The sequence below is a fragment of the Trabulsiella odontotermitis genome (genome assembly GCF_030053895.1).
Taxonomy (GTDB): domain Bacteria; phylum Pseudomonadota; class Gammaproteobacteria; order Enterobacterales; family Enterobacteriaceae; genus Trabulsiella; species Trabulsiella odontotermitis_C.
In genome coordinates, this window is record NZ_CP125781.1 from 3,237,014 (window position 1) to 3,259,237 (window position 22,224).

At 59.6% G+C, this 22,224-nt stretch carries 2 protein-coding genes; both read right to left on the reverse strand.

The window, feature by feature from the left end; genetic code table 11:
• Positions 1 to 2,163 carry a type I secretion system permease/ATPase gene (locus QMG90_RS15540; protein ID WP_283280529.1) on the reverse strand — a complete coding sequence of 721 codons (2,163 nt, stop codon included), beginning with the start codon at positions 2,161 to 2,163 and terminating at the stop codon, positions 1 to 3.
• A gap of 176 nt (positions 2,164 to 2,339) precedes the next feature.
• Positions 2,340 to 22,139, reverse strand: coding sequence for an Ig-like domain-containing protein (locus QMG90_RS15545; protein ID WP_283283979.1), 19,800 nt, complete (start codon positions 22,137 to 22,139; stop codon positions 2,340 to 2,342).
• Positions 22,140 to 22,224 lie beyond the last annotated feature (85 nt).

Here is a 22,224-nt window from a genome sequence, read left to right on the forward strand (position 1 = left end):
TTACGATCTCCCCTGCGACGGGGTTTTCATCATCGACACATTACTGTCGGGCGTTAAGCCATGTTTTTTAAGGATTGCCTCGCGCGGGCCATCCATCACGATGCGGCCGTTATCCAGCACGATAATCCGGTCGACCAGTTCGAGGATTGGCAGCCGGTGCGTGGCGACAACCATTGTGCGGTGCGTACCCAACCACTGTTTGAGGTGGTGAATAAACTGCTGCTCGCCGATCTCGTCCAGCCAGGCGGTAGGTTCATCAAGCAATAAAATATTGGGTGATGTCAGTATCGCTCGCGCCAGCAACAACGCCTGACGCTGACCGCCGGACAAGCCCGCGCCACCTTCGCTGATCACGTAATTCAGCCCCATTTTTTGCTTGCGGACGAACTCCAGCGCGCCGCTTATCGCCAGCGCCTGCTGGATGTCGTCGTCGGTGGCCGTCGGGTTGCCTAAGGTGATGTTGTCATGGATAGAACCGAAGAACAGCCGCGCCTGCTGGCTAAGCAACTGCATATCGCGGCGCACGTCCGCCGGATCGAGATGGTTAAGCGCAATGTTGTCGAGCAGCACGGAACCCTGCTGCGGCTCCTGCATTCCGGCCAGCACCTGCAATAGCGTGCTTTTACCGGAACCGTTGCGCCCGAGTACCGCCACGCGCTCGCCGGCATTGATGGTCAGCGCCGGGATGGTCAGCACGCTCAGCTTCTCTTCTTCATCGTAATAGAAACCGACGTTTTCCAGCTGATAGTGCCCGCGCAGGTGCGCTTTATGCACTTTTTTACCGCGCTGCGGTTCGTCAATCGGGCGCTGCATAAGATCATCAAGCCCCTGCAACGCCACTTTTGCCGACTGCCAGCGCGACAACACGCCGGAGATCTGCGACAGCGGCGCAATAGTGCGCGACGCGAGGATCGAGGTCCCGACCAGCGCACCGGTGGTCATGTCGCCGCTGATCACCAGATAACAGCCAATCAGCAGTACCACAGCATAGACTATCGACTGCACTTCCTGCGTCCACGTCAACAGCATGCCGGTCAGCCAGCGCTGACGCATGCCCACATCGGCGGCGACAAAGTTGGTGTTATTCCATTGATTCTGGAAACGCTGTTCGGCGCGCATCAGCTTGATGTCTTCAATCCCCTGCACTGCTTCAACCAGCGTTGCGTTGCGGATGGCGGATTCGCGCATCCCTTCCGTTGACAGCCGCGCCAGCGGGCGCTGCACCAGCATGCCGGGAATGAGCAACAGAGGCACTGCCATCAGCACCACCAGCACCAGCGGGCCGCCAATCATCCACAAGATGAAGACAAACAGCAGGAAAAACGGCAGATCGGAAATCGCCGCAATACTGGTGGAGGTGATCAATTCCCGCACCGCTTCCAGTTCGCGAATTTGCGAAATAAACGATCCGGTGGATTTTGAACGAGCGCCGTTTTTAATTCGCAGCGCGTGGGCAAATACCCGTTCGGAAATGCGTAAATCGGCGCGTTTGCCGATCACGTCGGAGATATAGACCCGCAGCATACGCATAATAAATTCAAACAGGATCGCCAGCATCACCCCGCCAAATAAAACCCACAGCGTGGTTTCTGATTGCGACGGCACGACGCGGTCATAGACCTGCATCGAAAAGATCATGCCGGACAGCGCCAGCACGTTCGCCACCAGGGCGACGACCATAATATCGAGATAACGGTGCCAGTCTTTTAACGCCAGTCGCCAGAACCAGCTTTTTTTATACGGCTTAATATAATCATCAACGCGCGCGTCGGGGGTGGATTCCAGCGGGCGAAGTATAAATAACGTTTTGATCCGCGTGCCTAATTCATCACGCGTTAACACGGTTTCCAGCCCTTCATCGCCGCTGAACTGCAGGCTGACATTGCCTTCGCTGTCCATGCGATTAATCACCGCGATTTGCCCGCCGTCGAATTCCGCGATCAGCGGTAACCGCCAGGGATCAAGATAAGAGACTTTCGCCGGAACACGGCGCAGCCCCAGGCCGAGCTGCCGCGCCATATCTTTTAATACCAGATCGCGAGGTGACTGCCCTTCGTAATTGATCGTCACCCGAACATGTTCCTGAGAAAAGTCGAGACGATAATATTGCGCAACGCCGATCATGGCCTGAAGCCAGGGTTCATATTGCGGGTTCGCATTCATAGAGTTACGTTCCTGTTCTGCGTGATGACGCTGTACTGGAAAAACGTTATTCGTATTTGAGATGGTGTTCATACGGTTTCTGCGCATGAATAAACGCAGGCCAAAGAGCCTCTGTTTATTCTAGTGGTTATTTAGCATGATATTTGCCGGGGGAATAAATTCCCCCGGCATCGGAGTTACATCACCAGTAACTGATGGTTTGCCAGCAGTGTGGCAAGGTCGGTCTGGACACCGTTCAGCGTGACCACCGTCGTCGGCGAGAAGTTGCCGGACGCACCATCGATATCCACCTGGATCTCGGTGTTGCTGCCGTTCTGCACCACACGAATGTAGTCGCTGATGTTACCCGCCTGCGGATCCAGCGTGGCAACACTGTCCACGTAGGTCGCGCTGGCGGTGCCGGTGTAGCCGCTACCGGACAGCAGCTCACGCAGGTCGATACGGTCGGTATCCGCGGTCCCTTCCCAGGTCCCGATGGTAAAGCCGTTCACCACGTCGCTACCGTTGCCGCCCGAGGCATCTGCCGGATTGAGCAGTTTGTACAGCAGCGTATCCTGACCACCGTTACCGATGTTGAAGGTATCGTTGCCGCCGCGACCTTCGAAGAAGTTCTCCGAGGTACTGCCGGTAAAGACGTCGTTACCGTTACCCCCGGCGATCCCTTCGACATTCACGAACTGCGCATTACCGAACCCGGTGTTCTGCATCGCGCCGTTGCTCAGGTCGATGTTCAGCGACGTGTTGCCCGCCAGTTTGTAGTCGACGATGTCCATCCCGCCGTTCGCAGTCCAGACGTCAACATCAGAAACCTCGCGGCTACCGCCACCCCCGTTATAGATGTGCGTCCCCGCCGTGGCGTTCAACGTATCGTTGTAGCCCGTCCCCACAATACCGATGGAGTTGGTGCCGTCCGTGGCTGCCTGCGCACTGTTCGTCGCCGACGCGCCGTCTTCCGCCGTCAGGGTATAGGCGTGGTTCTTCTCTACCGCCTTCAGGCCGCCCCACGAGGCGTTGACATTCTCGATGGAATTCGAGACGCCGGAGGAGTCGAAACTCACCGACGACACGCCACCGTAGTCATTGCCGTTTGCCAGCAATACCGCGCTGTACGATTTGCTCGCATCCAGGCCGTAGAAGTAGACCAACCCGGACGAGTCGTTCATGTTCACACCGCCCTGGGCGTTAATCACCTGCGAACCGACCACCTTCCCGGTACTTTCATCAATGAGCAGCACCGTGTTGCCATAGAAGGCGTTGATGCCGTTCGCGTCTGAAATACGCAGGATGATGCTGGTACCATCGTTGATTTTGTTGGTGTTCTCGATGTATTCCGTTTTACCGCCTGCGGCGCGGAACATCACCAGATCTTTGTCACCATCGTAATCCAGGTCCAGCGCCAGCGCACCGGTAGTAAAGTTGGAGCTGCCCTGGTTGGCGTTGGTGATCAGCGTTTGCGACGTCCAGTTAACCTGGCCGGTACCGCTGTTCACACCGTTGTTGGTCCACAGCAGCCCCACGTTGCTGGCGTTGTTGTTCGCCGTCGAACCCGCCGCACCGGCAATTTCGATGAGATCCATCTTGCCGTCGCCGTTCCAGTCCACCGCCAGCGAAGTCATACTGTTCACGCTGTCGCCCAGGGTCTGCACATTCGACCCGGTACCCACGCCATTGGCCGCCGCCGTTAAGTTCCCGTTACCATCGTTATAGAAGATGGCACTGGTGGCGTTGCCCTTATCGGTTAACCCGGCCACGAACAGATCCATATAACCGTCGCCGTTAAGATCGGACCAGGTCATGGTGGTGTAGTAGTTATCCGTGGCGCTGTCGCCGTCGAACACGTCGGTCACCACCTGGGTGTTGGTCAGCGTCATGTTGCCATTCGCATCAACCCCGTTGGTCACCACCACCAGACGAGAACTCGACGTGCTGCTACCGCCGCCCGAGGTGGCGTTCGACCCTGACGTACCGTGATAGGTGATATCGACATAACCATCGTTGTTCAGGTCGACACCCGATACCTCACGGTCTGGCGTTGCGTTACCGCTGTTGGTCGCCGGTGTGCCATCCTGCGAGGTGCTGCTGTTGACATAGGTGCCGGTCTTATCGAAACCAGTAATGGTCCCGTCGGTGTTCATCACGAAACTGGAGTCATAACCGCCGCGCGCTTCTTCATCGTTCGGCGTTTCGTCACCATAGACCATATCAACATAGCCATCGCCGTTGATATCGATCCCCATCGCACCACCGTACCAGCCGTAGATGTTACCGTTAGGATCGTTGGTCTGACCCGATTCACCATAAGCCCCCACCTGGAAGGAGCTGTAGGTACCGTCTTCGTTATATTTGAACGACTGCTGGCCGTTCCCATAGTCAGTATCCGCCCCCAGAATATCCATCAGACCATCGCGGTCGAAGTCGATAAACGACGACTGCTGTTGCTCATCCGGACCACTGATGGCCACCGAGTCAAACGAGCCTAAGGTGGTCGAGTCGGTGGCATTCTGCGTGAACACCGTCGAGTTGCTCAGGATACGCCATGTACCATCTTCACCCAGCGTCAGCGCCGTACCGGTATCATCAGAAGACGCCGCCGATGACGTAAAGGTAATGGACGGCGTCGGAGATACCGTCAGTTCACCGGTGGTGTCATCCGCCGTAATCTGCGTGCCATCCGCTTTATAGAGCACCGCTTTCACATCGTAAGTACCCAGCGCCAGTGCATCACTGTCAGGGATCTGCACATACCAGGTGCTGTTTAACGGGTCGATGACCACCGCACCGGTACGGGAGCTGTAAACCACGTTGTTAATCGTCACTTCGACGTATTCACCGGTGAGGATCTCGAAATCAACACGACCGGTCACGATGGGGGTGGTGTCCAGGGTGTTCTGCGCGGCCGCATACATTTTCAGATCCACGGTGAAATCAAACACCGGAGACGGCGCGCCTTCGTTACCCGCGGCATCAACCACCACCGCATAGAACTCGCCCTGCTGACCGTCGATCAGCGGTTCGTTCAGTTGGTATGTCCAGTCGGTGCCGTTAACATCCGCTTCGCCGAGCAGCGTACCGTCGGCGCTGTAGATGCGGACCAGCTCGCCTGTCTGCAGACCGGTGGACAAAGTCCCGTTCAGCACCGGCATGCGATCATCGGTGATGGTGCCGGACGCAAACTCACCGCGTGAAGAGGCCACATCATCGGTATAGCTGACAATGGTTGCCGCCGTGGTTGGCGTCGTAAGGTCAACGGTCACGACCTGCAGTGTCGTCGCGCCGGCATTCCCGGCCACGTCAACAACACGTACCTGATAGGTATGATCGCCATCCGTCAGGGTACGCGAGTCAACAAACGTCCAGCTGTTACCATTCATAACGACGTTCTGCCAGGTCAGACCGTTATCGGTACTGATCTGCACCTGGTCGCCAGCACCCAGCGGCGCGCCGATAGAGCCGGTGATGGTCAGCGACGTATCGTTGGTCAGGAAGTCACTGTCGCTATAGCCGCTGTCGGTGGTGATACTGTCAATGCTGACGGTAATCGCGCTATCCGGCGCCACCAGATCAACCGTGACCTGCTGGTGCGCTGTCGCGCCGATGTTACCCGCCGTATCAATCACACGCACCCAGTAGTCATACGTGCCATCGGCAAGCGTACGACCGTCGTCAAAGAACCAGCTGTTGCCAATCACTGTCACGCTCTGCCAGGTGGCGCCGCCATCAAGGCTAATCTGTACGATTTCGCCCGGAGACAACGTGGCGCCCAGGGAGCCCTGCAGGCTCAGCGAGGTATCGTTGGTGACGAAGTCGCTGTTGCTGAGACCGCTGTCATCGCTGATGCTGTCAAAAGCGATGGTTTTGCTGGCGTCCGGCACCTGCGTATCAACGGTCACCGTCTGACTGGTGGTGGCGCTGATATTGCCGGCGTCGTCGATCACGCGCAGCTGATAGAGGTAGTCGCCATCCGCCAGCGTACGACCATCAACCCAGGTCCAGCTCTGGCCGTTCACGCTGACATCAACCCAGGTGAGACCGCCATCAAGGCTGATCTGTACATGTTCACCGCTGGCCAGCACCGCATTCAGTGAGCCCTGCAGGGTGATCTGGTTGTCATAGGTAATGAAATCGCTGGTCGACAGACCGGTGTCCTGCGACACCGAATCCACAGAGATCAGCGTTATCGCTGGCAGCGTGGTATCCACCACCACCGTCTGACTGCTGACCGCACCAACGTTGCCCGCGTTATCAATCACACGCACCATGTACTGATGCGCGCCATCTGCCAGAGTACGCCCGTCGCTGAAGGTCCAGGTGGTGCCGTTCACCACCAGGTCAATCCAGGTCGCACCACCGTCGAGGCTGATCTGCGCGGTTTCACCGTTGCCGAGCTGCGCAGAGAGCGAACCGTTCAGCACGATCTGGTTATCGCTGGTGATGAAATCGGCGCTGTTCAGACCGGTATCATTCTGTACCGCAACGATGGTGATGATCTGCGCCGGCGGCGTCAGATCGACGTTAACAACGTGATCATCACTGGCGCTGTTACCAATGGTGTTGCTGACTTCCGCATGCACCGTATACGCAGTGCCATCCGCCAGCGCGGCAACGTCGGTGCTGCTCACGACGACGCTCCACTGACCGTTGCTCTGTACTGTAGTGGTGTAAGTGTTGCCGTTCAGCGTAATGGTAACTGTCTGACCTGCCGGTGCCGTCGTCGTTCCGCTGATGGTCAGCGCCGTGCCGTGCTCGGCGGCGTTGATGATGTCATCCACGCTCAGAGTGTTCACTGTAATGGTCGGGACATCGCCATTCAGCGTTACGTTGTGACTGCTGTTGCCCGCGTTACCCGCAACGTCATTCACGGTCGCGGTGATGGCGTACTGACCATCCACCAGACCCGCAAAATCAGTCGCCGGTACAAACACCGACCAGTTCCCGGCGCTACCTACGGTTGCCAGATAGGTGTGGCCGTTAAAGGTCACGGTTACCGTCTGGCCCTGCTCTGCCGTGGTGGTGCCGCTGATGGTTTGCCCCGCCAGCTGTTCGCCGTTATTGACGATATCATCGCTCGCCACGGTATCGATGGTGACCACAGGCGCGGTGGTATCTACCGTCAGGTTATGGCTTGCCGATGCCGGGTTACCCGCCACGTCATTGACGCTGGCAGTGATAACCGCGGTACCGTCAGTCAGTGCCGCCACATCGCCCGCCGGAACGGTGACGCTCCAGTTGCCGTTGGCCTGTACCTGCGCGGTATAGGTATTACCGTTCAGCGTGATGGTGACTGTCTGCCCCGCTTCCGCAGTACTGGTACCGGTGAGCACCAGATCAGCCTGCGCTTCGGCAGCGTTCAGAATATCGTCTGCCGCCAGGGTGTTGATGGTGATGACCGGCGCATCGGTATCCACGCTGTAGCTATGGTCGGCTGATGCGCTGTTACCGCTGGCGTTGCTGACGCTGACCTGGACACGGGCGCTGCCGGCGTTCAGGTTAGCCAGATCCGCTGACGGAATGGTGTATGACCAGTCGCCATTGCTGTCAACGACGGCGGTCACGGTCTGACCGTTAAAGATAATGGTGACGGTCTGACCCGCTTCCACATTAACGGTAGAGCCGGACAGTACCAGATCCGCGCCCGTTTCCGCCGCGTTGATGATGTCATCCGCTGTGACGCTGTTGATGCTGACGGAGACCGGGTTCAGGTCAACATCGACATCATGCGTTGCGGAGCCACTGTTACCGGCCGCGGTGGTGACGGTCACACTGATGGTGCTGGTACCGTCCTGCAGAGCCGTCACATCGGCCGCCGGAACACCGACGCTCCAGTTGCCGTTCGCGTCGATGACGGTGGTGTAGCTGTTGCCATTCAGGGTCACGGTTACAGAATCACCCGGTGCTGCATTGGTGGCAGAACCGCTGATCACCTGCGCCTGACCGTGTTCGGTGGTATTAAGAATGTCATCGCCGGCAACGGTGTTAATCGTCACTACTGGTGCTGCGGTGTCCACCGTCAGGTTATGGCTGGCAGACGCCGGGTTACCGGCGGTGTCAGAGACAGAAGCCGTAACAGTGGCGTTGCCGTCAGTCAGGGCAGCCACGTCAACTGCCGGAACAGTGATGCTCCAGCTGCCGTCCGCCTGTACCAGCGCAGTGAAGGTGTTGCCACCAATCGTGACGGTGACGGTCTGACCGGCCTGTGCGGTGGTCATGCCGTTGATCACCAGATCCGCCTGGGCTTCGGTCGCGTTCAGGATGTCATCGACGGCCAGCGTATTGATGGTGATAACCGGGGCCGCTGCATCCACCAGCAGGTTTGCGGTGGTGCTGGTGCTGTTACCGGTGCTGTTGGTCGCACTGGCGCTGACGGTGTAATCCGCTTCGCCAAGTGTAGCCAGATCCGCTGCCGGAACCGTCAGTGTCCAGTTGCCGGAGGCATCGGTGGTTGCCGTGTAGGCAGTGCCGTTCAGCATTACCGTTACGGTGGTACCCGCCGTCAGGCCGGTGCTGGTACCGCTGAGGGTCAGATCCTGACCTTTTTCAGCCGCATTCAGTACGTTATCGGTGCTGATGGCATCGAAGCTGATACTCGCCACAGACGAATCCACAATCACATCATGTGTTGCAGAGCCGCTGTTACCCGCCGCCGTGGTCACCGTCACGCTGATGGTGCTGGTGCCGTCGTTCAGGGCCGTCACGTCAGCCGCCGGAACACCGACGCTCCAGTTGCCGTTCGCGTCGATGACGGTGGTGTAGCTGTTGCCGTTCAGGGTGACCGTCACGGAATCGCCCGGCGCTGCGTTCGTTGCAGAACCGCTGATCACCTGTGCCTGACCGTGTTCGGTGGTGTTCAGAATGTCATCGCCCGCGACGGTATTAATCGTCACTACCGGTGCTGCCGTATCAACGTTCAGGTTATGACTGGCTGACGCCGGGTTACCGGCGATGTCAGAGACAGAAGCCGTAACAGTGGCGTTGCCGTCAGTCAGGGCAGCCACGTCAGCCGCCGGAACAGTGATGCTCCAGCTGCCGTCCGCCTGTACCTGTGCGGTGTAGCTGTTGCCACCGACAGTGACCGTCACGGTCTGACCGGCCTGGGCGGTGGTCATGCCGTTAATCACCAGATCCGCCTGCGCTTCAGTCGCGTTCAGAATATCGTCAACCGCCAGGGTATTAATGGTGATCACCGGGGCTGTCGCATCCACCAGCAGGTTTGCGGTGGTGCTGGTGCTGTTACCGGTGGCGTTGGTCGCGCTCGCCGTCAGCGTGTAATCCGCTTCGCCGAGGCCGGCCAGATCTGCGGCCGGAACCGTCAGTGTCCAGTTACCGGAGGCATCGGTGGTTGCCGTATACGCGGTGCCGTTCAGCATTACCGTTACGGTGGTGCCTGCCGTCAGGCCGGTGCTGGTGCCGCTCAGAACCAGATCCTGCCCTTTCTCTGCCGCGTTCAGTACGTTATCGGTGCTGATGGCGTCAAAGGCCAGCGTCGGTGCCGTGGCATCAACATTCACGTCGTGCGTCGCGGAACCGCTGTTACCGGCTGCGGTAGTTACCGTCACACTGATGGTGCTGGTGCCGTCATTCAGGGCCGTCACATCGGCTGCCGGAACACCCACGCTCCAGTTGCCGTTCGCATCGATGACGGTGGTGTAGCTGTTGCCGTTCAGGGTGACGGTCACGGAATCGCCCGGCGCTACGTTGGTCGCAGAACCGCTGATCACCTGTGCCTGACCGTGTTCGGTGGTGTTCAGGATGTCATCGCCGGCAACGGTATTAATCGTCACTACCGGTGCTGCGGTGTCCACCGTCAGGTTATGGCTGGCTGACGCCGGGTTACCGGCGATGTCAGAGACAGAAGCCGTAACAGTGGTGTTGCCGTCAGTCAGGGCAGCCACGTCAGCCGCCGGAACGGTCACGCTCCAGCTGCCGTCCGCCTGCACCTGTGCGGTGTAGCTGTTGCCGCCAATCGTGACGGTCACGGTCTGACCGGCCTGTGCGGTGGTCATGCCGTTGATCACCAGGTCAGCCTGCGCTTCGGTCGCGTTCAGAATATCGTCAACCGCCAGGGTATTGATGGTAATGACCGGTGCCGCTGCATCCACCAGCAGGTTCGCGGTGGTGCTGGTGCTGTTACCGGTGGCGTTGGTCGCGCTGGCGCTCAGCGTGTAATCCGCTTCGCCGAGGCCGGCCAGATCCGCTGCCGGTACGGTCAGCGTCCAGTTGCCGGAGGCATCAGTCACCGCCGTATACGCCGTGCCGTTCAGCATCACGGTGACAGTCGTGCCTGCCGTCAGGCCGGTGCTGGTGCCGCTGAGGGTCAGATCCTGCCCTTTTTCGGCGGCGTTCAGCACGTTGTCGGTGCTGATGGCATCGAAGCTGATACTTGCCACAGACGAATCCACAATCACATCGTGTGTTGCCGAACCGCTGTTACCCGCCGCCGTCGTCACGGTCACGCTGATGGTGCTGGTGCCATCGTTCAGGGCCGTCACATCGGCTGCCGGAACGCCCACGCTCCAGTTGCCGTTTGCATCGATCACCGTGGTGTAGCTGTTACCATTGAGGGTCACGGTCACAGAATCACCCGGTGCTGCATTGGTGGCAGAACCGCTGATCACCTGTGCCTGACCGTGTTCGGTGGTGTTCAGAATGTCATCACCGGCAACAGTGTTAATCGTTACTACCGGTGCGGCGGTGTCCACCGTCAGGTTATGGCTGGCAGACGCCGGGTTACCGGCGATGTCAGAGACAGAAGCCGTAACAATGGCGTTGCCGTCAGTCAGGGCAGCCACGTCAACTGCCGGAACAGTGATGCTCCAGCTGCCATCCGCCTGCACCAGCGCAGTGTAGTTGTTGTCACCGACAGTGACCGTCACGGTCTGACCGGCCTGGGCGGTGGTCATGCCGTTGATCACCAGATCTGCCTGCGCTTCGGTCGCGTTCAGAATATCGTCAACCGCCAGGGTATTGATAGTAATGACCGGTGCGGCTGCATCCACCAGCAGGTTCGCGGTGGTGCTGGTGCTGTTACCGGTGGCGTTGGTCGCGCTCGCCGTCAGCGTGTAATCCGCTTCGCCGAGGCCGGCCAGATCTGCGGCCGGCACGGTCAGCGTCCAGTTGCCGGAGGCATCTGTCGTTGCCGTGTAGGCAGTGCCGTTCAGCATTACCGTTACGGTGGTACCCGCCGTCAGGCCGGTGCTGGTCCCGCTCAGAACAAGATCCTGCCCTTTCTCTGCCGCGTTCAGCACGTTGTCGGTGCTGATGGCATCGAAGCTGATACCTGCCACAGACGAATCCACAATCACATCGTGTGTTGCCGAACCGCTGTTACCCGCCGCAGTGGTCACGGTCACACTGATGGTGCTGGTACCGTCCTGCAGGGCCATCACATCGGCTGCCGGAACGCCCACGCTCCAGTTGCCGTTTGCATCGATGACGGTGGTGTAGCTGTTACCGTTCAGGGTGACGGTCACGGAATCGCCCGGCGCTGCGTTGGTCGCAGAACCGCTGATCACCTGCGCCTGACCGTGTTCAGTGGTGTTGAGAATGTCGTCGCCCGCGACGGTATTAATCGTTACTACCGGTGCGGCGGTGTCCACCGTCAGGTTATGGCTGGCAGACGCCGGGTTACCGGCGATGTCAGAGACAGAAGCCGTAACAGTGGCGTTGCCGTCAGTCAGGGCAGCCACGTCAACTGCCGGAACAGTGATGCTCCAGCTGCCGTCGGCCTGCACCAGTGCGGTGTAGTTAGTACCACCAATCGTCACCGTCACGGTCTGACCGGCCTGGGCGGTGGTCATGCCGTTGATCACCAGATCCGCCTGCGCTTCGGTCGCGTTCAGAATATCGTCAACCGCCAGGGTGTTGATGGTAATGACCGGTGCGGCTGCATCCACCAGCAGGTTTGCGGTGGTGCTGGTGCTGTTACCGGTGCTGTTGGTCGCGCTGGCGCTGACGGTGTAATCCGCTTCGCCGAGGCCGGCCAGATCTGCGGCCGGCACCGTCAGCGTCCAGTTACCGGAAGCATCTGTCACTGCGGTATACGCGGTGCCGTTCAGCATTACCGTTACGGTGGTACCTGCCGTCAGGCCGGTGCTGGTCCCGCTCAGAACAAGATCCTGACCTTTCTCTGCCGCGTTCAGCACGTTATCGGTACTGATGGCATTGAAACTGATACTTGCCACAGACGAATCCACAATCACATCGTGTGTTGCGGAACCGCTGTTACCCGCGGCGGTGGCCACGGTCACGCTGATGGTGCTGGTGCCGTCGTTCAGAGCAGAAACATCGGCTGCCGGAACACCGACGCTCCAGTTGCCGTTCGCGTCGATGACGGTGGTGTAGCTGTTGCCGTTCAGGGTGACAGTCACGGAATCGCCCGGCGCTGCGTTGGTGGCAGAACCGCTGATCACCTGTGCCTGGCCGTGCTCGGTGGTATTCAGGATATCGTCACCGGCAACGGTATTAATCGTTACTACCGGTGCTGCGGTGTCCACCGTCAGGTTATGGCTGGCAGACGCCGGGTTACCGGCGATGTCGTTAACGCTGGCAGTGATGACGGTGTTGCCGTCGGTCAGTGCTGCGACGTCGTTTGCCGGAACAGTCACGCTCCAGCTGCCGTCCGCCTGCACCAGCGCAGTGTAGTTGATACCGCCGACAGTGACGGTCACGGTCTGACCGGCCTGGGCGGTGGTCATGCCGTTGATCACCAGATCCGCCTGGGCTTCGGCCGCGTTCAGAATATCGTCAACGGCCAGGGTGTTGATGGTGATGACCGGTGCCGCCGCATCCACCAGCAGGTTTGCGGTGGTGCTGGTGCTGTTACCGGTGCTGTTGGTCGCACTGGCGCTGACGGTGTAATCCGCTTCGCCAAGTGTAGCCAGATCCGCGGCCGGTACGGTCAGCGTCCAGTTGCCGGAGGCATCGGTGGTTGCCGTATACGCCGTGCCGTTCAGCATTACCGTTACGGTGGTGCCTGCCGTCAGGCCGGTGCTGGTCCCGCTGAGGGTCAGATCCTGACCTTTTTCGGCGGCGTTCAGCACGTTATCGGTGCTGATGGCATCGAAGCTGATACTTGCCACAGACGAATCCACAATCACGTCGTGCGTTGCAGAGCCGCTGTTACCCGCCGCCGTCGTCACGGTCACACTGATGGTGCTGGTGCCGTCATTCAGAGCAGAAACATCAGCCGCCGGAACACCGACGCTCCAGTTGCCGTTCGCGTCGATGACGGTGGTGTAGCTGTTGCCATTCAGGGTGACGGTTACAGAATCACCTGCGGCTGCATTGGTGGCAGAACCGCTGATCACCTGTGCCTGGCCGTGCTCGGTGGTGTTAAGAATGTCATCGCCGGCAACAGTGTTAATCGTCACTACCGGTGCTGCCGTATCGACGGTCAGGTTGTGGCTGGCTGACGCCGGGTTACCGGCAACGTCGTTAACGCTGGCAGTAATGACAGTGTTGCCGTCAGTCAGCGCAGAGACCGCAGACGCCGGAACAGTGATGCTCCAGCTGCCGTCGGCCTGCACCAGCGCAGTGTAGCTGTTGCCGCCAACAGTGACGGTGACGGTCTGACCGGCCTGTGCGGTGGTCATGCCGTTGATCACCAGATCCGCCTGCGCTTCTGCCGCGTTCAGAATATCGTCAACGGCCAGGGTATTAATGGTGATCACCGGGGCTGCCGCATCCACCAGCAGGTTTGCGGTGGTGCTGGTGCTGTTACCGGTGGCGTTGGTCGCGCTCGCCGTCAGCGTGTAATCCGCTTCGCCGAGGCCAGCCAGATCCGCTGCCGGAACGGTCAGCGTCCAGTTGCCGGAGGCATCAGTCACCGCCGTATACGCCGTGCCGTTCAGCATCACGGTGACAGTCGTGCCTGCCGTCAGGCCGGTGCTGGTACCGCTCAGAACAAGATCCTGCCCTTTCTCGGCGGCGTTCAGCACGTTATCGGTGCTGATGGCATCGAAGCTGATACTTGCCACAGACGAATCCACAATCACGTCGTGCGTGGCCGAACCGCTGTTACCGGCCGCGGTGGTCACCGTCACACTGATGGTGCTGGTGCCGTCGTTCAGGGCCGTCACGTCAGCCGCCGGAACACCGACGCTCCAGTTGCCGTTCGCATCGATCACTGTGGTGTAGCTGTTGCCGTTGAGGCTCACGGTCACGGAATCGCCCGGCGCTGCATTAGTTGCAGAACCGCTGATCACCTGTGCCTGGCCGTGCTCGGTGGTGTTCAGAATGTCATCGCCGGCAACGGTGTTAATCGTTACTACCGGTGCGGCGGTGTCCACCGTCAGGTTATGGCTGGCAGAGGCCGGGTTACCGGCGATGTCAGAGACAGAAGCCGTAACAGTGGCGTTGCCGTCAGTCAGGGCAGCAACATCAGCCGCCGGAACGGTCACGCTCCAGCTGCCGTCCGCCTGCACCTGTGCGGTGTAGCTGTTGCCACCAATCGTCACCGTCACGGTCTGACCGGCCTGGGCGGTGGTCATGCCGTTAATCACCAGATCCGCCTGCGCTTCGGTCGCGTTCAGAATATCGTCGGCTGCCAGGGTGTTAATGGTGATGACCGGTGCGGCTGCATCCACCAGCAGGTTCGCGGTGGTGCTGGTGCTGTTACCGGTGCTGTTGGTGGCACTGGCGCTGACGGTGTAATCCGCTTCGCCGAGGCCGGCCAGATCCGCTGCCGGCACGGTCAGCGTCCAGTTACCGGAGGCATCGGTGGTTGCCGTGTAGGCATTACCGTTCAGCATCACCGTTACGGTGGTGCCTGCCGTCAGGCCGGTACTGGTCCCGCTCAGGACAAGATCCTGCCCTTTCTCTGCCGCGTTCAGTACGTTATCGGTGCTGATGGCGTCAAAGGCCAGCGTCGGTGCCGTGGCATCAACATTCACGTCGTGCGTCGCGGAACCGCTGTTACCGGCTGCGGTAGTTACCGTCACGCTGATGGTGCTGGTGCCGTCATTCAGAGCAGAAACATCGGCTGCCGGAACACCGACGCTCCAGTTGCCGTTTGCATCGATGACGGTAGTGTAGCTGTTACCGTTGAGGGTCACGGTTACAGAATCGCCCGGTGCTGCATTGGTGGCAGAACCGCTGATCACCTGCGCCTGGCCGTGTTCGATGGTGTTAAGAATGTCATCACCGGCGACGGTGTTAATCGTCACTACCGGTGCTGCCGTATCAACGTTCAGGTTATGGCTGGCAGACGCCGGGTTACCGGCGGTGTCGTTAACGCTGGCAGTGATGACAGTGTTGCCGTCAGTCAGCGCAGAGACCGCAGACGCCGGAACAGTAATGCTCCAGCTGCCGTCAGCCTGCACCTGTGCGGTGTAGCTGTTGCCACCGACAGTGACCGTCACGGTCTGGCCGGCCTGGGCGGTGGTCATGCCGTTGATCACCAGATCTGCCTGGGCTTCGGCCGCGTTCAGAATATCGTCAACCGCCAGGGTATTGATAGTAATGACCGGGGCCGCTGCATCCACCAGCAGGTTCGCGGTGGTGCTGGTGCTGTTACCGGTGCTGTTGGTGGCACTGGCGCTGACGGTGTAATCCGCTTCGCCCAGGCCGGCCAGATCCGCTGCCGGCACGGTCAGCGTCCAGTTGCCGGACGCATCGGTGGTCGCGGTGTACGCGGTGCCGTTCAGCATTACCGTTACGGTGGTGCCTGCCGTCAGGCCGGTGCTGGTGCCGCTGAGGGTCAGATCCTGACCTTTTTCGGCGGCGTTCAGTACGTTATCGGTACTGATGGCATCAAAGGCCAGTGTCGGCGTCGTGGCATCGACCATCACGTCGTGTGTTGCGGAACCGCTGTTACCCGCGGCGGTGGTCACGGTCACACTGATGGTGCTGGTGCCGTCATTCAGAGCAGAAACATCGGCTGCCGGAACGCCCACGCTCCAGTTGCCGTTTGCGTCGATGACGGTGGTGTAGCTGTTGCCATTCAGGGTCACGGTTACAGAGTCGCCCGGTGCTGCATTGGTGGCAGAACCGCTGATGACCTGTGCCTGACCGTGCTCAGTGGTGTTCAGAATGTCGTCACCGGCAACGGTATTAATCGTCACAACCGGTGCTGCCGTATCGACGGTCAGGTTGTGGCTGGCTGACGCCGGGTTACCGGCGGTGTCGTTAACGCTGGCAGTGATGACAGTGTTGCCGTCAGTCAGCGCAGAGACCGCAGACGCCGGAACAGTGATGCTCCAGCTGCCGTCGGCCTGCACCAGTGCGGTGTAGCTGTTGCCACCGACAGTGACCGTCACGGTCTGACCGGCCTGGGCGGTGGTCATGCCGTTAATCACCAGATCCGCCTGCGCTTCGGCCGCGTTCAGAATATCGTCAACGGCCAGGGTATTGATGGTGATAACCGGGGCCGCTGCATCCACCAGCAGGTTTGCGGTGGTGCTGGTGCTGTTACCGGTGCTGTTGGTCGCGCTGGCTGTCAGCGTGTAATCCGCTTCGCCGAGGCCGGCCAGATCTGCGGCCGGAACCGTCAGCGTCCAGTTGCCGGAGGCGTCAGTGATCGCGGTATAGGCGGTGCCGTTCAGCATTACGGTGACAGTCGTGCCTGCTGTCAGGCCGGTGCTGGTCCCGCTGAGGGTCAGATCCTGACCTTTCTCGGCGGCGTTCAGTACGTTATCGGTGCTGATGGCATCAAAGGCCAGTGTCGGCGTCGTGGCATCGACAATCACATCGTGCGTTGCCGAACCGCTGTTACCCGCCGCAGTGGTCACCGTCACACTGATGGTGCTGGTGCCGTCGTTCAGAGCAGAAACATCGGCTGCCGGAACACCGACGCTCCAGTTGCCGTTCGCGTCGATGACGGTGGTGTAGCTGTTGCCGTTCAGGGTCACGGTTACAGAATCACCTGCGGCTGCGTTGGTTGCAGAACCGCTGATCACCTGTGCCTGGCCGTGTTCGGTGGTGTTAAGAATGTCGTCGCCCGCGACGGTATTAATCGTCACTACCGGTGCTGCCGTATCGACGGTCAGGTTGTGGCTGGCTGATGCCGGGTTACCGGCAGTGTCGTTAACGCTTGCAGTGATGACAGTGTTGCCGTCAGTCAGCACAGAGACCGCAGATGCCGGAACAGTGATGCTCCAGCTGCCGTCGGCCTGCACCAGCGCAGTGTAGCTGTTGCCGCCAACAGTGACCGTCACGGTCTGACCGGCCTGGGCGGTGGTCATGCCGTTGATCACCAGATCTGCCTGCGCTTCGGTGGCATTCAGGATGTCATCGACGGCCAGGGTATTGATGGTGATGACCGGCGCGGCCGCATCCACCAGCAGGTTCGCGGTGGTGCTGGTGCTGTTACCGGTGGCGTTGGTGGCGCTGGCGCTGACGGTGTAATCCGCTTCACCCAGTGTTGCCAGATCCGCTGCCGGTACGGTCAGCGTCCAGTTGCCGGACGCATCGGTGGTCGCGGTGTACGCGGTGCCGTTCAGCATTACCGTTACGGTGGTGCCTGCCGTCAGGCCGGTGCTGGTGCCGCTCAGAACAAGATCCTGACCTTTTTCGGCGGCGTTCAGCACGTTATCGGTGCTGATGGCATTGAAGGCCAGTGTCGGCGTCGTGGCATCGACAATCACGTCGTGCGTGGCCGAACCGCTGTTACCGGCCGCGGTGGTCACCGTCACGCTGATAGTGCTGGTGCCGTCGTTCAGGGCCGTCACGTCAGCCGCCGGAACACCGACGCTCCAGTTGCCGTTCGCATCGATGACGGTGGTGTAGCTGTTACCGTTGAGGGTCACGGTTACAGAATCGCCCGGTGCTGCATTGGTCGCAGAGCCGCTGATCACCTGTGCCTGGCCGTGTTCGGTGGTGTTCAGAATGTCATCACCCGCGACGGTGTTAATCGTCACTACCGGTGCCGCCGTATCAACGTTCAGGTTGTGGCTGGCGGAGGCCGGGTTACCGGCAACGTCGTTAACGCTGGCAGTGATGACAGTGTTGCCGTCAGTCAGCGCAGAGACCGCAGACGCCGGAACGGTCACGCTCCAACTGCCGTCCGCCTGCACCAGTGCGGTGTAGTTGATACCGCCGATTGTTACGGTGACAGTCTGACCGGCCTGGGCGGTGGTCATGCCGTTAATCACCAGATCCGCCTGCGCTTCGGCCGCGTTCAGAATATCGTCAACCGCCAGGGTATTGATAGTGATGACCGGTGCGGCTGCATCCACCAGCAGGTTTGCTGTGGTGCTGGTGCTGTTACCGGTGGCGTTGGTCGCGCTCGCCGTCAGCGTGTAATCCGCTTCGCCAAGTGTAGCCAGATCCGCTGCCGGAACCGTCAGCGTCCAGTTACCGGAGGCATCGGTGGTTGCCGTGTAGGCAGTGCCGTTCAGCATTACCATTACGGTGGTACCCGCCGTCAGGCCAGTGCTGGTCCCGCTGAGGGTCAGATCCTGACCTTTTTCGGCGGCGTTCAGCACGTTATCGGTGCTGATGGCGTCAAAGGCCAGCGTCGGTGCCGTGGCATCAACATTCACGTCGTGCGTCGCGGAACCGCTGTTACCGGCTGCGGTAGTCACCGTCACGCTGATGGTGCTGGTGCCGTCCTGCAGGGCCGTCACATCGGCTGCCGGAACACCCACGCTCCAGTTGCCGTTTGCATCGATCACCGTGGTGTAGCTGTTACCATTGAGGGTCACGGTCACAGAATCACCCGGTGCTGCATTGGTGGCAGAACCGCTGATCACCTGTGCCTGACCGTGTTCGGTGGTGTTCAGAATGTCATCACCGGCAACAGTGTTGATGGTGACTACCGGTGCTGCCGTATCGACGGTCAGGTTATGGCTGGCAGACGCCGGGTTACCGGCGATGTCAGAGACAGAAGCCGTAACAGTGGCGTTGCCGTCAGTCAGGGCAGCCACGTCAGCCGCCGGAACAGTGATGCTCCAGCTGCCATCGGCCTGCACCAGTGCGGTGTAGTTGATACCGCCGACAGTGACGGTGACGGTCTGACCGGCCTGGGCGGTGGTCATGCCGTTGATCACCAGATCCGCCTGCGCTTCGGTCGCGTTCAGAATGTCATCTGTTGACAGGGTATCGATAGAGATCATCGGCGCGGCCGTATCCAGCGTCACTACGTGCGCGGCATCTGCCGTGTTACCGCTGACGTTTGTCACGCTAACGCTGATGTGTTCACGGCTGTCCGTCAGTGTTGACATGGAACTTGCCGGAACGGTCACGCTCCAGCTGCCGTCCGTCTGCACCTGTGCGGTAAAGGTCTGACCGGCGAATTTAATCACTACGGTCTGACCCGCTTCAACGCCCTGCGTCTGACCAGAGATCAGCAGGTCCGCACCTTTTTCCACGGCGTTGATGATGTTATCTACGGAAACCGTATCGATGGCGATCGCCACCGGGTTGAGATCGAGTTCAACAGCGGTATTCGCTGAAACCGGGTTGCCCCAGTTGTCCTGCGCACTGGCGTCTACCGTCAGCTGACCGGCATTCCAGTTCTGCAGATCCGCAGACGGCACACCGATTTGCCAGTTACCGTTATTGTCGATGACCGCCTGATAAGTGGTGTTGTTGATGGTGACGTTAACGAGTGTCCCCGGCGCCAGATGGGTGCCTGACCCCGTAATCACCAGATCCTGCTGCTGTTCGATGGCGTTGACGATGTCATCGCCGGACAGCGTATTGATGCGCAGCCCCGGCAGCGAAGCATTGATATTGATATCGCGATCGTCGGTACCCGTGTTGCCGTGGCTGTTGGTCACGGAAGCCGTGAAGGTCAGATCGCCGTCGCCGAATGCCAGCAGGTCAGCCGACGGGATCGTCACCTGCCAGGTCAGATCGCTGGCGACAATGGCGGTATAGCTGTTGCCGCCAACGGTGATGGTAACCGTATCGCCTGCCGCGGCGCCCGTTACACGGCCACTCAGCAGTTGATCGCTGTTGGCTTCTGCGTTGTTAACAAGATCATCGCTGGCGAAAGGATTAATGATGACCTGCGGCAATTTCGTATCGACGAGGAAAGAACCGCTTGCCGAACCGCTGTTGCCGGTAGTGTCGCTGCCGCTTACCGTGACGGTATAGAGGGTATCGGCGAGGTTCAGCACATCGGTCACTGGCACCTGAACAGACCAGACGCCGTTATTCACCGTGGCGGTGTAGGCGACATTGTTCAGCATCACCGTCACGGTGCTGCCGTTCGCCAGCGAGCTGGTCCCGGTTAAAGTCAGCGGCTGTAAGGCTTCCTGCGCATTGAGCACATTGTCCTGGCTCACCGCATCGACGCTGAAGTTAACCGCCGTGCTGTTGAGCGTGACGTTGTGTGATGCGTTGCCCGCATTACCCGCGGCGTCAGTGACGGTCACGGTAATGGTGTGCTGGCCGTTATTCATTGCGGTCAGAACCGAGGACGGAACGCCCACGCTCCAGCTACCGTCTGCTTGTACGACGCCGGTAAAGGTCTGGTTGCCAAACTGCACGGTAACGACATCGCCTGCCGCCGCGCCGGTCGCATGCCCGGAGATGATCTGCGCGGTGCCCTGCTCATCGGTGTTCAGGATATCGTCGCCCGCAACGGTGTTGATGGTCACGACCGGCGCGGTGGTATCCACGCCAACCGTTGCCGTCGTCTGGCTGTTGTTGCCCGCTTTATCACTGACGGATACCGTCAGCGAGTGATTGCCGTCGGTCAGCGCCTGGACATCATTCGCCGCCAGCGTCAGCGTCCAGGTGCCGTCATTGCCAACGGTCGTGGTGTAGGTGTGGCCGTTCAGCGTCAGGGTGACGGTCTGCCCGGCTTCGGCGTTGGTTTTACCACTCAGGGTCAGCGGCGCGTTATGCTCTGCCGCGTTGATAAGCTGATCCTGAGCAATGGTGTTGACCGACAGCAGCGGCGCCTGCGTATCCACAGTGATCGCCTGGTTGCCAGTGACCGTGTTCCCTGCCGCGTCATGACCGCTGACGGTTACTGTCCAGTTTCCGTCTGTCAGCGCGTTCGCGTCAGCAGCCGGAACGTTAACCTGCCACGCCCCGTTCGCGCCAACCACGGTGGTATACGTTTTGCCGTTCAGGGAAACAGTGAGTGTCGTGCCCTGCGCCAGATGCTGGCTGGCGCCGGAAAGCGTAAAGCCAGCAGCATGTTCGCTGGCATTGATGACGTTGTCGCCCGCCGTGGTCGCGACCGTAATCGCCGCTTTGGTGGTGTCAACGTTGATGGTGATATTGCCTGCCGACGTGGTTTCGTCGCCGTGGATCTGCACTACGGACCAGGTGTGCTGGCCGTCAGTCTGTACCGGCAGTTTAACCGTCCAGACGCCGTCGCTGTTGACCATTGCGCTGGCGATAGTATTGCCATTGCTGTCTTTGACCTGGATGGTTGAACCCGGCTGCCCGGTACCGCTGAAGGTCGGGGTGTTGTCATCGGTGGTGTCATTCGCCGACAGGCCACCCTGTTTTTCACCCTTTTTATCCGTCACGCTGTAGGTCGGGGGAATTTTAGTGTTATCAACCACTTCCGTTTTGGTCACGGTTTCCGTGACGGTCTCGGTTTTGCCGTCATCGCCCTTACTGGCAAACAGCGCGCCAAGCGCACCGCCGCCCAGTGCCGCCGCGCCCAGCCATCCCCACGGGGTATCGCTTTCGCTGGCAGCCTCAGTCAGGAACGGCTCAATGCTGTCAATCGGTGTGCTGTGCGCCGTCAGTTCTACGGCGTTCAGATCAGAGACGTTACCCACATCATTGAACGTGACGTGCGTTAAGCCGCTTTCATCATTGAAAACCAGTTCAGAGTGCTGTTTTGATTCCGGATCTTCGATGAAATAATCGTTGCAGCGAATCACGCTGCCGTCTTTCATATAAATTAATAAGTCGTTGCCCTGGCGGACATAGCGTACGACATCCTGTGCCGACGCCTGAACTTCAATTACCGAGGCCGCGGAAACCGCGACAGAAAGATTACCTTCGCCCGTTAATACCGTTTTTTTAGCGGTCGCGCGATTAATTACATTTACAGTTTTCAGCGTATTCATAATAGTGTTCATGCAGGTTATATATTCCGTGTCAGTGTGAGCCGGAGACACGCGGTGCGTGACTATCCCTGGCGATAATCGTCAA

Bases quoted from the DNA above. Each gene is read 5' to 3' on its own strand.
- QMG90_RS15540 (WP_283280529.1), bottom strand. From the start codon at position 2,163: ATGAATGCGAACCCGCAATATGAACCCTGGCTTCAGGCCATGATCGGC.
- QMG90_RS15545 (WP_283283979.1), bottom strand. From the start codon at position 22,139: ATGAATACGCTGAAAACTGTAAATGTAATTAATCGCGCGACCGCTAAA.